At 67.5% G+C, this 15,904-nt stretch carries 15 protein-coding genes and 1 pseudogene; 11 read left to right on the top strand and 5 right to left on the bottom strand.

Annotated elements, in window-relative coordinates; translation table 11 throughout:
• Window positions 1-14: 14 nt before the first annotated feature.
• Both GJG85_RS03885 and yiaA read right to left on the bottom strand, forming a co-directional pair.
• Window positions 15-1,079 carry a glycosyltransferase family 2 protein gene (locus GJG85_RS03885; RefSeq protein ID WP_204383670.1) on the bottom strand — a complete coding sequence of 355 codons (1,065 nt, stop codon included), beginning with the start codon at window positions 1,077-1,079 and terminating at the stop codon, window positions 15-17.
• Window positions 1,080-1,217: 138 nt separating this feature from the next.
• Window positions 1,218-1,661 carry an inner membrane protein YiaA gene (gene yiaA, locus GJG85_RS03880; RefSeq protein WP_050011812.1) on the bottom strand — a complete coding sequence of 148 codons (444 nt, stop codon included), beginning with the start codon at window positions 1,659-1,661 and terminating at the stop codon, window positions 1,218-1,220.
• Window positions 1,662-1,932: 271 nt separating this feature from the next.
• Between yiaA and GJG85_RS03875 the strand changes: the two genes are divergently transcribed.
• The 5 genes and pseudogenes from GJG85_RS03875 to GJG85_RS03855 all read left to right on the top strand — a co-directional run bounded on the left by GJG85_RS03875 (window position 1,933) and on the right by GJG85_RS03855 (window position 5,681).
• Entirely contained in the window at window positions 1,933-2,262 is a 330-nt protein-coding gene (locus GJG85_RS03875; RefSeq protein WP_027788276.1) for a carboxymuconolactone decarboxylase family protein, read from the top strand.
• Window positions 2,263-2,463: 201 nt separating this feature from the next.
• A complete protein-coding gene (locus tag GJG85_RS03870; RefSeq protein WP_050011751.1) occupies window positions 2,464-3,297 on the top strand; it encodes a class II glutamine amidotransferase in 834 nt (277 codons plus the stop codon).
• 572 nt (window positions 3,298-3,869) lie between these two features.
• Complete coding sequence (gene cysC, locus GJG85_RS03865; RefSeq protein ID WP_050011752.1) at window positions 3,870-4,433, top strand: adenylyl-sulfate kinase; 564 nt, start codon at window positions 3,870-3,872, stop codon at window positions 4,431-4,433.
• 85 nt (window positions 4,434-4,518) lie between these two features.
• Window positions 4,519-4,680, top strand: a pseudogene (locus tag GJG85_RS03860) (mannose-1-phosphate guanylyltransferase/mannose-6-phosphate isomerase); the annotation flags it as partial.
• A 188-nt stretch (window positions 4,681-4,868) separates the two neighbouring features.
• A complete protein-coding gene (locus GJG85_RS03855) occupies window positions 4,869-5,681 on the top strand; it encodes a mechanosensitive ion channel family protein (RefSeq protein ID WP_050011753.1) in 813 nt (270 codons plus the stop codon).
• A gap of 89 nt (window positions 5,682-5,770) precedes the next feature.
• Here GJG85_RS03855 and GJG85_RS03850 read toward each other — a convergent pair whose 3' ends face one another.
• Window positions 5,771-6,454: a DedA family protein gene (locus GJG85_RS03850; protein ID WP_050011754.1), complete on the bottom strand. Its 684-nt coding sequence runs from the start codon at window positions 6,452-6,454 to the stop codon at window positions 5,771-5,773.
• A gap of 183 nt (window positions 6,455-6,637) precedes the next feature.
• Between GJG85_RS03850 and mutL the strand changes: the two genes are divergently transcribed.
• Entirely contained in the window at window positions 6,638-8,656 is a 2,019-nt protein-coding gene (gene mutL / locus GJG85_RS03845; RefSeq protein WP_050011755.1) for a DNA mismatch repair endonuclease MutL, read from the top strand.
• Window positions 8,653-9,627: a tRNA (adenosine(37)-N6)-dimethylallyltransferase MiaA gene (miaA, locus tag GJG85_RS03840; protein WP_050011756.1), complete on the top strand. Its 975-nt coding sequence runs from the start codon at window positions 8,653-8,655 to the stop codon at window positions 9,625-9,627. The genes mutL and miaA overlap by 4 nt, the downstream gene beginning before the upstream one ends.
• A gap of 4 nt (window positions 9,628-9,631) precedes the next feature.
• On the opposite strand, the gene tetR is transcribed toward miaA, so the two are convergent.
• Window positions 9,632-10,264 carry a tetracycline resistance transcriptional repressor TetR gene (gene tetR / locus GJG85_RS03835; protein ID WP_050011757.1) on the bottom strand — a complete coding sequence of 211 codons (633 nt, stop codon included), beginning with the start codon at window positions 10,262-10,264 and terminating at the stop codon, window positions 9,632-9,634.
• Window positions 10,265-10,320: 56 nt separating this feature from the next.
• On the opposite strand from tetR, the gene tet reads away from it, so the two are divergent.
• A complete protein-coding gene (tet, locus tag GJG85_RS03830) occupies window positions 10,321-11,520 on the top strand; it encodes a Tet(A)/Tet(B)/Tet(C) family tetracycline efflux MFS transporter (RefSeq protein ID WP_204383848.1) in 1,200 nt (399 codons plus the stop codon).
• Window positions 11,521-11,615: 95 nt separating this feature from the next.
• Here tet and purM read toward each other — a convergent pair whose 3' ends face one another.
• Entirely contained in the window at window positions 11,616-12,671 is a 1,056-nt protein-coding gene (gene purM, locus GJG85_RS03825; RefSeq protein WP_050011759.1) for a phosphoribosylformylglycinamidine cyclo-ligase, read from the bottom strand.
• Window positions 12,672-12,924: 253 nt separating this feature from the next.
• Between purM and hda the strand changes: the two genes are divergently transcribed.
• From hda to pcnB, 3 genes are read left to right on the top strand one after another with little or no spacing between them, the layout of a single operon-like run.
• Window positions 12,925-13,659 carry a DnaA regulatory inactivator Hda gene (gene hda / locus GJG85_RS03820; protein WP_034200992.1) on the top strand — a complete coding sequence of 245 codons (735 nt, stop codon included), beginning with the start codon at window positions 12,925-12,927 and terminating at the stop codon, window positions 13,657-13,659.
• Window positions 13,660-13,670: 11 nt separating this feature from the next.
• Entirely contained in the window at window positions 13,671-14,348 is a 678-nt protein-coding gene (locus GJG85_RS03815; RefSeq protein WP_050011760.1) for an HAD family hydrolase, read from the top strand.
• Window positions 14,349-14,353: 5 nt separating this feature from the next.
• A complete protein-coding gene (pcnB, locus tag GJG85_RS03810; protein ID WP_050011761.1) occupies window positions 14,354-15,904 on the top strand; it encodes a polynucleotide adenylyltransferase PcnB in 1,551 nt (516 codons plus the stop codon).

The raw sequence follows: 15,904 nt of genomic DNA, 5'->3' as shown, positions 1-15,904 counted from the left end.
GGCGCGGCGCCGTTTCAATGACGGTGATAGGACAGCGCATCGAGATCGCGCCGGGTCGATGCGCGTCCCGTGAGCCCGAAACCGCGCGCGAGCGCGCCGAGCGTATCGACGGCGGACGCGGCGATCGTGACGCCGGCAGCCGCGAGATAGCGCGCGGCGCCCAGTCGCGGCAACTGCTGGCGATCGAGCGCGCGCAGGCTGTAGCCGAGCCGCATCGCCATCACGCAGAACGGGCCGAGCGGGCCGCTGCGGCCGAGCCACTGCCATCGACGCGGCAGGTACGCGTGCACGAGATACGGCGTCAACCCGACGCTGTCCTCGCCGCGCATCCAGCGCAGCTTCAGCGACTCGCGATGCGTGTCCGGCAGCCGATGCTCGGTATGCGCGGCCGGCGCGAATTCGACGGCCACGCCGGCCGCCTGCATCCGCAGCCCCATCACCTGGCAATGCGCGCGATAGACGCCGTCGAGCGGCTCGTAGCGGAACTGCGCGAACACGTCACGCCGGAACGCGACGTTGTTCGCGTAGAAGTTGCGCGTCGCGCCATCACGCAGCGGGCTCGGGAGATACATGAAATCGATCGACGTCAGCGCGATGCCGAGCACGTTGGGCGCGTAGCTGGTCCGCCCCGCCACCGCGACGGGCGCGTCGCACGCGTCGCGCGCGAACGGCGCGAGCAGGTGCTCGAGCCAGTCGTCGGCCGGCCGGCAATCGGCATCGCCGAATACGACGATGTCGCAGCGATCGGCATCGACGCGATCGAAGCCGTCGTTCTTCGCATCGTAGTAGCCGGTGCTCGCGCCGATCTCGACGAAGTCGATCGGGCGGTCGGCCAGCGCGGCGATTTCCGCGCACGCGTCGGCGGGCAGGCCGTCGTGCGTGATGATCCATTGCGCAAGGGCGGCCGGCGGCACGGTCTGTTTCGACAGCGCCGCCACCAGGCGTTTCAGGCTGCCGACGGCCTGCGCAAGGCCCGCGCCGCCGCGCAGGTTGTTGGTCTCCAGCACAAGCGCGGCCCGCGCGGCTACGGAACGGGCGGTCGCGTGCGTCCGCGCTGCGGTGTCGGTCAGGTTCGGCATCCGGAATATCTCCATCGTCATGCGCGACGACATGGACAAAACGAAAGGACGGCGGGTCTGCGGCACGCCGGCGAATGCGGGCGGCGCGGACATCGTCGCGCAGCGGGCGGCCTCGGCGGGCGCCCGCTGCGCGTGCCGTCACTCCTGGATCGACGGCGCGGAATCGGCGTCGGTATAGCGCGGCTTCGCGTTCTGCAAGTCGCGCGTGTTCTTCTGCACGGCCACCGAGCCGAACAGCGCGAGCACGAACGACATCGCGTAAAAGCCCTTTTCGCTCAATTGCAGCGTCGCGTTGAAGAGACCGACGATCAGGAGCGCGATCGACAGCAGCAGCGCGATCCAGCTGAGACCGTAGTAGATGCCGGTGACGGGAATGCCTTCGGCGCGGTCGCGCACGCTCTTCTGCAGCGAGATCGCCGCATAGAGGCCGAACACCAGCACGGTGAAGTAGTAACCCTTCTCGTTGAGCTGCATGCCGGCGTTCCAGAGCCCGATCAGGAAGGCCGCGAAACCGGCGATCAGCGCGGCCCACGATGCGGCCACGAACGCGAACGACGGCTGCTGGATGGTGGTCTGGTTCATTGCGTTGCCCTCTCTTTCTTGTTGTTCGAAATCGTTGTCATTGACCTGCGTTTTGCGCATGGTAGCAGCTTTGGCGCGCGTCACGACGGCCCCGCCGCGCATTCGCCGCAAGCGCGAGCCGCGGTTGATGCAATGCATCCGTGAGACGATTGCGCTGAAAATTGACACCCTGACGTATCCACACTCTCCTCGACAGCGATCAGAATAGCGTTGCATCGCCCGAGATCGCGGCGCCCGCCGCCCTCCTCACTCTTCTCGACAAGGACGCATCATGCTGAACTGGAACGAATACCGGAAGGAACTCTCGACGCGTATCGGCGACATCGCCAAGCTGTCGCCCGATACGCTGGCCGGCTACCAGGCGCTGGCCGGCGCCGGCGCCAAGACGGGCCATCTCGACGCGAAAACGCGCGAGCTGATCGCGCTCGCGGTGGCCGTCACGACGCGCTGCGACGGCTGTATCGCCGTGCATACGGCCGAAGCGGCCAAGCATGGCGCGACCAAGGAGGAAGTGGCGGAAGCGCTCGGCGTCGCGATCGCGTTGAATGCGGGCGCGGCGCTCGTCTATTCGGCGCGCGTGATGGACGCGCTCGGCGACTGAGCCGGCGCGGTGCGGCACGATCGTCGTGCCGCACCCCATTCATTGTTGCGTTGCGCTGCGTGGCGCCCGGCCGCCGGCTGGGCGATTGCGCATCGCGCGTATGGGCCTGCCATGTGTGACGAATGTGGCGACTCGCGTGGACGCGTAGGCGTCGCGGAGTCGGCTACCATGCACGAACGATACATCGTGAAGGAGCGCTCCATGTGCCGCTGGCTCGCTTATACGGGTAATCCGATCCATCTGGAAACCGTGCTGTTCCGCGCGAAGCATTCGCTGATCGACCAGAGCCTGCATTCGGAGCTGGGCGCGACGACCACCAACGGCGACGGCTTCGGCATCGGCTGGTACGGGCATCCCGACGAACTTCCGTTCCGCTATCGCTCCGTGCATCCCGCCTGGAACGACCGCAACCTGCGCGAGGCCGCGCGTGCGATCCGCTCGCCGATGTTCATCGCGCACATTCGCGCGGCGACCGACACGCCCGTGCAGGAAACCAACTGCCATCCGTTCCGCCACGGCCGCTGGCTGTTCGCGCACAACGGGCTGATCCGCGACTTCCACAAGCTGCGCCGCGACCTGACGATGAAGGTCGATCCCGCGCTGTTCCCGACGCTCGAAGGCTCGACCGACTCCGAACTGATGTTCCGCCTCGCGCTGACGTACGGTCTCGAGCAGGCGCCGCTGCCGGCGCTCGAACGGATGGTCGGCGTGGTGGAGGAAACCGCCGCGCGGCATCGCGTCGCCGATCCGCTCAACATGACGATCTGCGCGACCGACGGCGAACGGATCGTCGCGGCGCGCTATTCGAGCGAACGGCAATCGCGCTCGCTGTTCCACAGCACGTCGTTCAAGCACCTGCACGCGCTGTATCCGCATAACCCGCGCATCGCGGAAGCCGGCGACGATGCGTTCATGGTCGTGTCGGAGCCGCTCGTCGACCTGCGCGGCGCGTGGGAGGAAGTGCCGGAGGGCATGGCGATCGTCGCGCACGGCGCCGATGTGCAGCAGCGGCCGTTCGGGCCGCGGCACAAATGACGTGCCGCAGTCCTGACGAAATCCAGCGTATTCAGGTAGCCGATACTTCAGCGCGACAGGGCAATCGCGGCGATCCGGCTTTCAACGGGGCCGGCGCTCGGTGCTGCCGACGCAATCGGAAGGGACGCCAATCGTCGCCCGGCAAATAAGGTCGGAAAACATGCCCTCGGATAATTCCCCAATTCGATAATAAGTGACAGAGACGCATCACAAAGCAGCCCGTGCTGGCTATTGCGATATTTCGCCGAATAAAAAATTAATGCCCTTGTGACTTCATGTCGACCCCCGAATCCAGGTCGATAAATCGACATGCGGTCGAGAACCCTGTCGACCACGCACATTATTTCGAATCATTACAACGGGCCGGCAATCATTACCGGACGGACGCGGTGCGCACACCATCGCGCCGCTTGAAGGCAAGCGCTTATTCCCGATCAAAATATTCAACTTACCAATTTTTAAAGGCGCCGTTACAATTCGGCGACGAATGAATTCGCATCAATAATGTACGACGCCGTTACCGGCACATCGAATCCGAGATGACGCAAGATCGCTCCAATTCCCGCCCTGTCATGTCGACGGGCAATCAATCCGTGCTTTCCAGCATGAAGCAGGACCATGCGTTCGTGGTATGGCTCACCGGGGTGTCCGGTGCCGGTAAATCGACGCTGTCGAATCTTCTGAAGGAACAGCTCGATGCACACGGCCTTCGGACTTTTCTGCTGGACGGCGACCAGCTTCGCGAAGGATTGAACCAGGATCTCGGATTCAGCGACGCAGACCGCCACGAGAACATTCGTCGGACGGCCGAGGTCGCGCGCCTGATGGTGGCTGCCGGGCTCGTCGTCATCGTTGCGCTGATCTCGCCGTTTCGGGACGCACGCGCCAAAGCGCGCGCCCGCTTCCCGCAGGGCATGTTTTTCGAAGTCTTCGTCGACGTTGCGCTGGATGTGGCGGAAGCGCGCGACCCCAAAGGGCTCTATGCGCGGGCAAGGCAAGGGACGCTTCGGCAGTTCACCGGCATCGAATCGACCTATGAAAAACCGGTATCGCCCGACGTGCACGTCCGCACGGGCGAAGCAGGTCCGCGGGAATGCGTGCACGCGATCATGCAGAAATTGCCGTTGAACGGCTGATGCACGTCGTCGACCGTCGTCCGCTGCCCGTCGTGAACCTCCATCGCCGCGAACATCGCGCCATCGTCGGCCACCGCGGCGCGACCTGACCGAAAACCAGTCGACCTACATCCCGCTCGGCGCGACCCACCGGCTGACGAACCCCAGCACGATTCCGCTCGAACCGATCGAAGTCCAGTCGGGCGCATATCTCGGCGAAGACGACATCGTCCGCTTCGAGGACACCTACGGGCGCGCAGCGCGGTGAGCGACGCTACACCGGCGCGCGCCACGACAGGCCGGACCTCGAACGGGCGGCACGCACCCACGTCCTGCCCGCTTTTCATTACGTCAACCAATGTCAGCCCGGTTGCCCGCGCTTCACAGGTCAGGTTATAAAAGCGCCTCCCATTCCGGCGCATGCGCCGCCCTTTTACCCTCGACTTCGGAGAACGCGTGATCGATCTCGCCACCGCCCAGCAATTCCTGATGACCCGCGGCCTCGACTTCGGCCTCAACCTCCTCGCCGCGATCGTGTTGTGGTTCGTCGGCCGCTGGGCGATCCGCATCGGTACCCGCCTGCTCGGCAAGGTCGTTCGCCGCAGCGGCAAGGTCGACCCGACGCTCACCGACTACCTGACCTCCGTCGTCGGCGTGCTGCTGACGATCCTGCTGATCCTCGCGATCCTGCAGATCTTCGGCGTACAGACGACCTCGTTCGCCGCGCTGCTCGCCGGCCTCGGTCTCGCGATCGGCACCGCCTGGGGCGGCCTGCTCGCGCATTTCGCCGCCGGCGTGTTCATGCAGGTGCTGCGCCCGTTCAAGATCGGCGACGTAATCAGCGCGGGCGGCGTCACGGGCACCGTGAAGGAGCTCGGCCTGTTCGGCACGACGATCATCACCGCCGACAACATCGTGACGATCGTCGGCAACAACAAGATCTTCTCGGACAACATCGCGAACTACAGCGCGACGCCGCACCGCCGCGTCGACCTGACCGCGAAGATCGCGCACAGCGTCGACGCGGCCGATGCGATCAACCGCCTGAAGACGCAGATCCAGCTGGTTCCGAACGTGCTGAAGGTACCGGCGCCGGACGTCGGCGTGCTGCAGTTCACGCCGGAAGGCCCGCTGCTGTTCGTGCGCCCGTCGACTCAGCCGGAGAACTACTGGCAGGTGTACTGCGACACCCACCGCGTGATTCTCGACACGTTCCGCGAAGCCGGCTATCCGACGCCCGAAACGCCGGTCTCGCAACGCAACGCGTGACGAAAGCAGCGGCCGAACCGCACGGACGAAAAAAAAAGCGTGGCAGCCGTAAACTGCCACGCTTTTTCATTGCGCCGAAGCGCGCCGCGTCAGCGCCCGCCCGCCTTCGGCGTCCCGTCCGAGCGTCGCCCGCGCACGAGCTTCCATACCGCGCCGAGCGCGACCGGCACGATTGCCGCGCCGATCCCGACCAGCACGATCACGTTCAGGTACTGGCGGACGAACGGGATGTTGCCGAAGAAATAACCGAGCAGCACGAGCAGCAGCACCCACACCAGCGCGCCGATCACGTTGAACAACTGGAAGCGCCCGACGCTCATCGACGACGCCCCCGCGACGAACGGCGCGAACGTGCGCACGACCGGAATGAAGCGCGCGAGCACGATCGTCTTGCCGCCGTGCTTGTCGTAGAACGAGTGGGTCTTCTGTAGCGCGGCGCGATCGAGGAAGCGCTCGAGCACCGGGATATGCGTATTGAACACCTTCGGGCCGACCCAGCGGCCGATCAGGTAGTTCACGGTGTTGCCGGTAATCGCCGCGACGAGCAGCAGCACGATCAGCGCGCCGACGTTCATTTCGCCCGTCGCCGCGAACGCGCCGCCGATGAACAGCAGCGAATCGCCGGGCAGGAACGGGAACACGACGAGGCCCGTCTCGCAGAACACGATCAGAAACAGCACGAGATAGACCCACGCACCGTACTGCCGGATGAAATCGCCGAGGAAAGCGTCGATATGCAGGACAAGGTTGACGAAATGAAGCAGCGTATCCAAATGCGATTCCTCGAAGGCGATGGGGCCGGAACGGCCGGAACAGGCCAGACATGGCCGAGGCGGCCGCCAGCCAAGGCGGCGCGTGCAACGGGGTGATGATACCGAAACTACCTTAAGGCTCCGTGAAAAAACGTAACGGTCGGCCGCCCCGGCATGCGTTCGCGGCCTCGCTATAATTCGGCCATGTCCGATATCACCGAAACGGCCGCGGGCGCCGCGCCCGCCCCCGCCGCGCGCCCGCTGCGCGCGATCCAGCCCCTGCCCGACCAGCTGATCAGCCAGATCGCCGCCGGCGAGGTCGTCGAACGCCCGGCGTCGGTCGTCAAGGAACTGCTCGAGAACGCAATGGATGCCGGCGCAACGACGCTGCGCATCGTGCTGGAAGAAGGCGGCGTCAAGCGCATCTCGATCACCGACGACGGCTGCGGGATTCCGCCGGACGAACTGGCGCTCGCGCTGATGCGCCACGCGACCAGCAAGATCCGCTCGCTCGAGGAGCTCGAGGCGGTCGCGACGCTCGGTTTTCGCGGCGAAGCGCTCGCGTCGATCGCGTCGGTCGCCGAGATGTCGATCACGAGCCGGACGGCCGATGCCGCGCACGCGATGAAGATCGACGCGCAGACGGGCGTGCTGTCGCCCGCCGCCGGCTCGATCGGCACGACGATCGAGGTGCGCGAGCTGTACTTCAACACGCCCGCGCGACGCAAGTTCCTGAAGAGCGAGCAGACCGAATTCGGCCACTGCCTGGAAATGATCCGCCGCGCGGCGCTCGCGCGGCCGGACGTCGCGATCTCGGTGCTGCACAACGGCAAGGCCGTCGAGCACTGGAATGCGACCGAGCCCGCACAGCGCGTCGCGAAGATCCTCGGCGACAGCTTCGCGACCGCGCACCTGCCGCTCGACGAGCAGGCCGGCCCGCTCGCCGTGTACGGCTGCGCCGGCTTGCCGACCGCGAGCCGCGGGCGCGCCGACCAGCAGTATTTCTTCGTGAACGGCCGCTTCGTGCGCGACAAGCTGCTGACGCACGCGGTGCGTGCGGCCTACGAGGACGTGCTGCACGGCGACCGCTATCCGTCGTACGTGCTGTTCCTCGACCTGCCGCCCGAAGCCGTCGACGTGAACGTGCATCCGTCGAAGATCGAAGTGCGGTTCCGCGATTCGCGCTCGATCCACCAGTACGTGTTCCATGCGGTCCAGCGGGCGCTCGCGCGCCATGCGGGCGCGTCGCCGGAAACCACGGCGGGCGGCCATGCCGCGCATCTCGAACCCGCGCCGCGCGGGCCGTCGTCGTTCCTCGACACGCCGCTCGGCCAAAGCCCGGGCCACGCGACAGGCGGCAGCGGCGGAATCGGCGGCAGCGGCTTCTCGTCGTCGTCATCGTCATCGTCATCGTCGTCCGGCAACACGTGGATGCGTCAGGCGCGGATGACGCAAGGCACGCTGCCCGTCGCGCAGCCGCTCGCGCTCTACGACGCGCTGTTCGGCCGCAAGGACAGCGGCGCGGGCACGCCGGACGGCACGACGCTCATCGCCCGCGATGCGGCCGATCCGGCCGACACACCGGTCGCGCCGCTGCCGGGCTTCGCCGCGTCGCCGCTCGCGGCCGGCGCGCACGACGACCAGCCGCTCGGCTTCGCGCTCGGCCAGATCCACGGGATCTACGTGCTGGCACAGAACGCATACGGCCTCGTGATCGTCGACATGCACGCGGCGCACGAGCGGATCCTGTACGAGCAGTTCAAGAACGCGCTCGCCGACCGCACGGTCGCCGTGCAGTCGCTGCTGCTGCCGATCTCGATGACGGCCACGCCGGTCGAGATCGGCACGGTCGAGGAAGAACGCGACACGCTCGAATCGCTCGGCTTCGACCTTGCGGTGCTGTCGCCGACGACGCTCGCGATCCGCGCGGTGCCGGCGCTGCTGAAGGACGCCGACCTGCAGTCGCTGGCGCGCGCGGTGCTCGCCGACCTGCACGCGTTCGGCGGCTCGCGCGTGCTCACCGAGCGCCAGCACGAACTGCTCGGCACGCTCGCGTGCCATCACGCGGTGCGCGCGAACCGGCGCCTGACGCTCGACGAAATGAACGCGCTGCTGCGCCAGATGGAGGCGACCGAGCGCGCGGACCAGTGCAATCACGGCCGGCCGACCTGGTATCAGCTCACGCTGAACGATCTCGACCGTCTCTTCATGCGCGGGCAATGAGCGCTGCTTCGCCCTCCCGTCCGACGACGATCGCCTGCCTGCTCGGCCCCACCGCTTCGGGGAAGACCGCCGCGGCGCTGGCGCTCGCCGCGCGCCGCCCGATCGAGATCGTCAGCGTCGATTCGGCGCTCGTCTACCGCGACATGGATATCGGTACCGCGAAACCGTCGCGCGACGAGCGCGCGCGCGTGCCGCATCACCTGATCGACATCATCGACCCGGCCGACGCGTATTCGGCTGCGGAATTCCGCGCGGACACGCTGCGCCTGATCGGCGAGATCGTCGCGCGCGGCCGCACGCCGTTGCTCGCGGGCGGCACGATGCTGTACTACAAGGCGCTGACGCAAGGGCTCAACGACCTGCCGGGCGCCGATCCGGAGGTCCGCGCGGCACTCGACGCCGACGCCGCGCGCGATGGCTGGCCCGCGCTGCACGCGCGGCTCGCGCAGGTCGACCCCGACACGGCCGCGCGGCTTGCGCCGAACGATTCGCAGCGGATCCAGCGTGCGCTCGAAATCTTCATGTTGAGCGGGCAGCCGATGTCGGCGCTGCTCGCCGCGCCGCGCCGCACGGACGATGCGGCCGCCGCATACCGCTTCGTGCCGGTCGCGCTCGAGCCGTCGGACCGCGCGGTACTGCACGCGCGGATCGCGCAGCGCTTCGACGCGATGCTCGACGCGGGCTTCATCGACGAAGTCGAACGGCTGCGCCGCCGCGACGATCTCCATCCCGACCTGCCGTCGATGCGTTGCGTCGGCTACCGGCAAGCATGGGAATTCCTCGACGGCGACACCGACTACCGGACGATGCGCGACAAGGGCATCTTCGCGACACGTCAGCTTTGCAAGCGCCAGATCACGTGGCTGCGCGCGATGCCGGAGCGGATCGTCGTCGATTGCATCGCGCCGGATTCGACGGCCCGCGCGCTCGACGCGCTTGAACGCGTCCTGGACGGTCGCACGCCGGGCTGACCACTCAGCCGGCCTGACGCGCCGCCAGGCGCGCGCGGGCGCCGTCGACGATCCACGCGATACCGCGCTCGAACGCTTCGTCGTCGCTGCGCTCGCGCAGCGCGGCCCAGCCTTTCGCGAACAACGGATACTCGGCCGCATCCGGCAGCGGCGCATCGGCACCTGCCCCCGGCCCCGCCTGCTCTTCCAGCACCCATCCGACCACGAAGCGGCCGATCGCGACCATCACGTCGACCGCCTCGTCCGGCGCGAACCCCGCGTCGCCCAGCAGCGCGACCTTGCGTTCGATCGAGCTGAAATGCAGCGCGCGCGGCCGCGTGCCGGCGTGCAGGCGCGCGCCGTCGCGGTAGGCCAGCAGCGCGCGGCGGAAACTGCGCGCATTCTCCGCGAGCCACGCATCCCACACGTCGCCCGGCCGCGGCAGCGAAGCGCCGTGACGCTCGAGCATGATCGCCTCGGCCATCGCGTCGAGCAGCTCGGCCTTGTTCCTGAAATGCCAGTACAGCGTCGGCGACTGCACGCCGAGCCGTTCGGCGAGCCGCCGCGTCGACAGCCCGTCGATCCCCACCTCATTCAGCAAATCGAGCGCCGCGCGCAATACCGTGTCGCGCGTCAGCCGCGCGCCTGTGTCCTTCATCTCTATCACCGATAGGGAAACTGTGGAATACTTCGAACTCTATCATCGATAGAGTGATACCCTTGAATCCGTCCCTTATTGCCATCCTGGCCACGGTCCTGCTCGACGCGATCGGCGTCGGGATCGTGATGCCGATCCTGCCCGGGCTGCTGCGTTCGCTCGCCGCCGCGGGCAGCACCGACACCCACTACGGCATCCTGCTCGCGCTGTACGCGTTCGCGCAGTTCCTGTGTGCGCCGCTGCTCGGCACGCTGAGCGACCGTTTCGGCCGCCGCCCGGTGCTGCTCGCATCGCTCGCGGGCGCCGCGCTCGACTATCTGCTGATGGCGCTCGCGCCGACACTCGCGTGGCTGTACGTCGGCCGGCTGATCGCGGGCATCAGCGGCGCGAACGTCGCGGTCGCGACCGCGTACGTGACCGACGTGACGGCCGAGCCCGACCGCGCACGGCGCTTCGGCCAGCTCGGCGCGATGATGGGCATCGGCTTCATCGCCGGCCCGCTGATCGGCGGGCTGCTCGGCGCGCTGCACCTGCGTGCGCCGTTCGTCGCGGCCGCGTTGCTCAATGCGCTGAATCTCGTGCTCGTATGGCGCGTACTGCCGGAATCGCGGCCGCGTTCGGCCCGCGAAGGCCGGACGGCCAGCGCGCTCAATCCGTTCGCGAGCCTGCGACGGCTGAGCGGTGCGCCCGCGCTCGCGCCGCTGGTCGGCATCTACGTGATCGTCGCGCTGGTGTCGCAGGCGCCCGCGACGCTGTGGATCCTGTACGGCCAGGAACATTTCGGCTGGTCGACGCCGGTCGCGGGGCTGTCGCTCGCCGGTTACGGCGCGTGCCACGCGCTCGCTCAGGCATTCGCGATCGGGCCGCTGATCGCGCGGCTCGGCGAGCGGCGCGCGCTCGCGTTGGGTCTTGCAGGCGATGCGCTCGGGCTGGCCGTCATCGCGTTCGCGACCGCCACATGGGTGCCGTTCGCGCTGCTGCCGCTGTTCGCGGCCGGCGGCATGACGCTGCCGGCGTTGCAGGCGATGCTCGCGCGGCAGGTCGACGATGCACGCCAGGGCGAACTGCAGGGCACGCTGGCGAGCGTGGCGAGCCTGATCGGCGTCGCGGGGCCGCTGGTCGTCACCGCGACCTACGCGGCGACGCGTGCGACGTGGCCGGGCCTCGTGTGGGCCGCGGCCGCGCTGCTGTACCTGTTCGTGCCGCCGTTGCTGGCCGGCGCGCGGCCGGCGAGCGCGCCGCGAGCGTCCGCGTAAGCGTCGACGCGCGTCCGACCGCCACGCGGCGCCCGAAAAAAAACCGCCCGGATCGACTCCGGGCGGCTTTTCCTACTGCATCTGCCTGCGGTGCGTCAGACCACGACCGTCTGTGCCTCGCCTTCGCGGGTCGCCCGCACGGTGCCGATCTTCCACACCTGTTCGCCGGCGGCGGTCAGGTCGGCGATCGCTGCGTCGGCATCGGCCGCCGAGACGATCACGGCCATCCCGATCCCGCAGTTGAACACGCGGTGCATTTCCGCGTCGGCGACGCCGCCGTGCTCCTGCAGCCACTTGAACAGCGGCGGCAACGGCCATGCGTTCTGGTCGAGCTCGGCGGTGAGGCCTTCGCGCAGCACGCGCGGGATGTTCTCGACGAGGCCGCCACCGGTGATGTGCGCCATGCCCTTCACCGACAGCTTCTGCATCAGCGCGAGCAGCGGCTTCACGTAGATGCGCGTCGGCGCCATCAGCGTATCGGCCAGCGAGCGGCCGTGGAAATCGGCCGACAGGTCCGGATTCGCGCGCTCGATGATCTTGCGCACGAGCGAGAAGCCGTTCGAGTGGATGCCGCTCGATGCGAGGCCCAGCACCACGTCGCCTTCGGCGATCGTGCTGCCGTCGATGATCTTGCTCTTCTCGACCGCGCCGACCGCGAAGCCGGCCAGGTCGTATTCGCCGTCCGGGTACATGCCCGGCATTTCGGCCGTTTCACCGCCGATCAGCGCGCAGCCCGACAGTTCACAGCCGTGCGCGATGCCCTTGACGACGGTGGCGGCCGTATCGACGTCGAGCTTGCCGCATGCGAAGTAGTCGAGGAAGAACAGCGGCTCGGCGCCCTGCACGAGGATGTCGTTCACGCTCATCGCGACGAGATCCTGGCCGACGGTGTCGTGTTTGTTCAGATGAAAGGCCAGCTTGAGCTTGGTGCCGACGCCGTCGGTGCCCGACACGAGCACGGGCTCCTGGTACTTCTTCGGCACTTCGAACAGCGCGCCGAACCCGCCGATGCCGCCGAGCACGCCGTCGCGCAGGGTTTTCTTCGCAAAAGGCTTGATCTTGTCGATGAGCGCGTCGCCTGCGTCGATGTCGACACCTGCGTCGCGATAGGACAGACCTTGAGCGTCGGGAGCGGATTTCGGAGGATTCATGGGGGAATGCGAGAAGGTCGGTAAAATGCGATTTTACCCGAAGCCGGCCCGTTGGCCGGAATTCCCAGCACCGAATCGTCAGGGATTGCATCTTGGTCGACACGTCCCCGTTTTCATCGCCGGGCGAAGCGCGCCGAAACCCGCGCCGCGCCGCCGTGCGTACGGTCGCGCGTGAAGCCAGCCGAGGCGCCTTCCCCCGCGCGTGCCCGGCGTACGGCACGCGTTTTTTCAACCGATCCGCATTGTGACTGCTGTGTCCCGTCAACTGACGCTCGATCTCGGCACGCCGCCGCCCGCCACGTTCGACAACTTCATCATGAACGAGGAGAACGACGAGCTCGTCTCGCGCCTGCAGAAGCTCGATCTCGCGCTCGCGGCCGGCCCTGTGCCGGACCGGTCGTTCTATATCTGGGGCGAGCCCGGCAGCGGCCGCACCCATCTGCTGCAGGCGCTCGTGAGCGACGCGTCGTACGGCTATGCGCGCTACCTGACGCCGCAGAGCCCGCTCGGCGCGTTCACGTTCGACCCGCGCATCGGCATCTACGCGATCGACGACTGCGACCGGATGAGCGACACGCAGCAGGTCGCGCTGTTCAACCTGTTCAACGAAGTGCGCGCGCATCCGTCGAGCGCGTTCGTCGCGGCGGGCCCGGCGGCGCCGCTCGCGCTCGACGTGCGCGAGGATCTGCGCACGCGCCTCGGGTGGGGGCTCGTGTTCCATCTGTCGCCGCCGTCCGACGCAGGCAAGATCGCAGTGCTCAAGCTCGCCGCGAAGGAACGCGGGATCGCGCTCACCGACGACATCGCCGCGTACCTGCTGACCCATTTCCGCCGCGACATGCCGAGCCTGATGGCGTTGCTCGACGCGCTCGACCGCTTCTCGCTCGAGCAGAAACGCGCGGTCACGCTGCCGCTGCTGCGCCGGATGCTCGCGCGTCCCGGCGACGACATCACACCACCGGGCACGGGCCCGAACCGCTTCGAGTAAAATGCGCTTCCATGACTAATCTGGCACTCTTTGACCTCGATCACACGCTGATCCCGACCGATAGCGACCACGAATGGGGTCGCTTCATGGTGAAGCTCGGCATCGTCGACGCGGAAAGCTTCTCGCGTCAGAACGACCAGTTCTTCGCCGACTACAAGGCCGGCCAGCTCGACATCCATGCGTACCTGTGCGCGATGCTCACGCCGCTCGCGAAGTATTCGCGCGCGCAACTCGCCGAGTGGCACGAGCAGTACATGCACGAGGTGATCCGCCCCGCGATGACGCCCGCCGCGCTCGAACTGGTACGCAAGCACCTCGATGCGGGCGACCTGTGCTGCGTCGTGACCGCGACCAACGCATTCATCACGCGCCCGATCGCGACCGCGTTCGGCGTCGACACGCTGATCGCGTGCGAGGTCGAAACGACCGACGGGCATCCCGATTCGCCGTACACGGGCCGACCGACCGGCACGCCGAGCTATCGCGAAGGCAAGATCGTGCGCACCGAAGCATGGCTCGCGTCGCTCGGCAAGCACTGGGACGACTTCGAACACAGCTACTTCTACAGCGACTCGCACAACGACATCCCGCTGCTCGAGAAAGTCACCGACCCGATCGCGACCAACCCTGACGACACGCTGCGTGCGCATGCAAGCACCCGCGGCTGGCGTATCCTCGATCTCTTCTGAACGTCGTGATCAAAAAATTCATTCGAAAGCTGCTCGGCCAGGACGAAACCGAGCAAACGTCCCCCGCGGCGGCCCCGGCCGACGAAGCGGCCCCTGCTGCCCCGCGCGCGCCGAAGGGCGCCCGCGGCGGCGGCGCGAAGAAACCGCGCAGCAACCATGAGCCGACCGTCGTGCCGGCCAGCGTGCACGGTATCAACCCGGCGCTGATCTCGAAGAACGCGGTGCGCGTGACCGACACGCTGCAGCAGGCGGGTTTCCGCGCGTTCATCGTCGGCGGCGCGGTGCGCGACCTGCTGCTCGGCATCGCGCCGAAAGACTTCGACGTCGCGACCGACGCGACGCCGACCGAGGTGCAGCGCCTGTTCCGCCGCGCGCGCCTGATCGGCCGCCGCTTCCAGATCGTCCACGTGCAGTTCGGCCAGGAACTGATCGAGGTCTCGACGTTCCGCGCGCTGGTCGACGCACCGCCCGAGGCGGCCGCGGCGGCGGCCACGGCCGAGCCGCCGAGGCGCCTGAAGCGCGACGAACTCGATCGCCGCACGCACGCGGTCGATGCGAGCGGCCGCGTGCTGCGCGACAACGTGTGGGGCGAGCAGCACGAGGACGCCGCGCGCCGCGACTTCACGATCAACGCGATGTACTACGACCCGTCGACGCAGACGGTGCTCGACTATCACGACGGGATGGCCGACGTACGCGCCCGCCTGCTGCGGATGATCGGCGATCCGGCCACGCGCTTTCGCGAGGATCCGGTGCGGATGCTGCGCGTCGTGCGCTTCGCGGCGAAGCTCGATTTCGAGATCGAGCCGCATACGCGCGAGCCGATCCACGCGCTCGCCGACCTGATCAACAACGTGCCCGCCGCGCGCCTGTTCGACGAAATGCTGAAGCTGCTGCTGTCGGGCCACGCGCTCGCGTGCCTGCAGCGGCTGCGCAAGGAAGGGCTGCACCACGGACTGCTGCCGCTGCTCGACGTCGTGCTCGAACAGCCGCAGGGCGAGAAGTTCATCACGCTCGCGCTGAACAACACCGACGCGCGCGTGCGCGCCGGCAAACCGGTGTCGCCGGGCTTCCTGTTCGCGACGCTGCTGTGGCACGACATGCGCCAGCGCTTCGAGCAATACACGGCGGCGGGCGAAATCCCGGTGCCGGCGCTCCATCGCGCGATGGACGACGTGCTCGACATGCAGACCGAGAAACTTGCGATCCACAAGCGCTACTCGGCCGACATGCGCGAGATCTGGGGCCTGCAGCTGCGCCTGGAGAAACGCTCGGGCCGCAGCGCGATGCGGCTGCTGGAACACCAAAGGTTTAGAGCGGGGTATGATTTCCTCCTGTTACGCTGCGAATCCGGCGAGCTCGAGACGGAAGTCGGACAGTGGTGGACGGATTTCATCGAAGGCGACGCGGCCGCTCGCGAGGCATTGCTCACGCAGGGCGGCTCGAAGGAAAAATCGCCCCGCAAGCGGCGCCGCCGCGGCGGTGCGCGAAACCGCCAGCAGGGCGAAGGTGCCGCCGAGCAGGCGCCAGATACCGCGAGCGGTTCCGACGACTGA

Origin of the sequence: Burkholderia sp. MS389 (assembly GCF_016899425.1) — a bacterium.
GTDB lineage: Bacteria > Pseudomonadota > Gammaproteobacteria > Burkholderiales > Burkholderiaceae > Burkholderia > Burkholderia sola.
The sequence above is the reverse complement of the archived record's forward strand: the minus strand, read 5'-3'. Positions and strand labels throughout refer to the sequence as shown.

Coding starts and splice junctions, on each gene's coding strand:
- GJG85_RS03885 (WP_204383670.1), bottom strand. CDS start 1,079: ATGCCGAACCTGACCGACACCGCAGCGCGGACGCACGCGACCGCCCGT.
- yiaA (WP_050011812.1), bottom strand. CDS start 1,661: ATGAACCAGACCACCATCCAGCAGCCGTCGTTCGCGTTCGTGGCCGCA.
- GJG85_RS03875 (WP_027788276.1), top strand. CDS start 1,933: ATGCTGAACTGGAACGAATACCGGAAGGAACTCTCGACGCGTATCGGC.
- GJG85_RS03870 (WP_050011751.1), top strand. CDS start 2,464: ATGTGCCGCTGGCTCGCTTATACGGGTAATCCGATCCATCTGGAAACC.
- cysC (WP_050011752.1), top strand. CDS start 3,870: ATGTCGACGGGCAATCAATCCGTGCTTTCCAGCATGAAGCAGGACCAT.
- mutL (WP_050011755.1), top strand. CDS start 6,638: ATGTCCGATATCACCGAAACGGCCGCGGGCGCCGCGCCCGCCCCCGCC.
- miaA (WP_050011756.1), top strand. CDS start 8,653: ATGAGCGCTGCTTCGCCCTCCCGTCCGACGACGATCGCCTGCCTGCTC.
- tetR (WP_050011757.1), bottom strand. CDS start 10,264: ATGAAGGACACAGGCGCGCGGCTGACGCGCGACACGGTATTGCGCGCG.
- purM (WP_050011759.1), bottom strand. CDS start 12,671: ATGAATCCTCCGAAATCCGCTCCCGACGCTCAAGGTCTGTCCTATCGC.
- GJG85_RS03815 (WP_050011760.1), top strand. CDS start 13,671: ATGACTAATCTGGCACTCTTTGACCTCGATCACACGCTGATCCCGACC.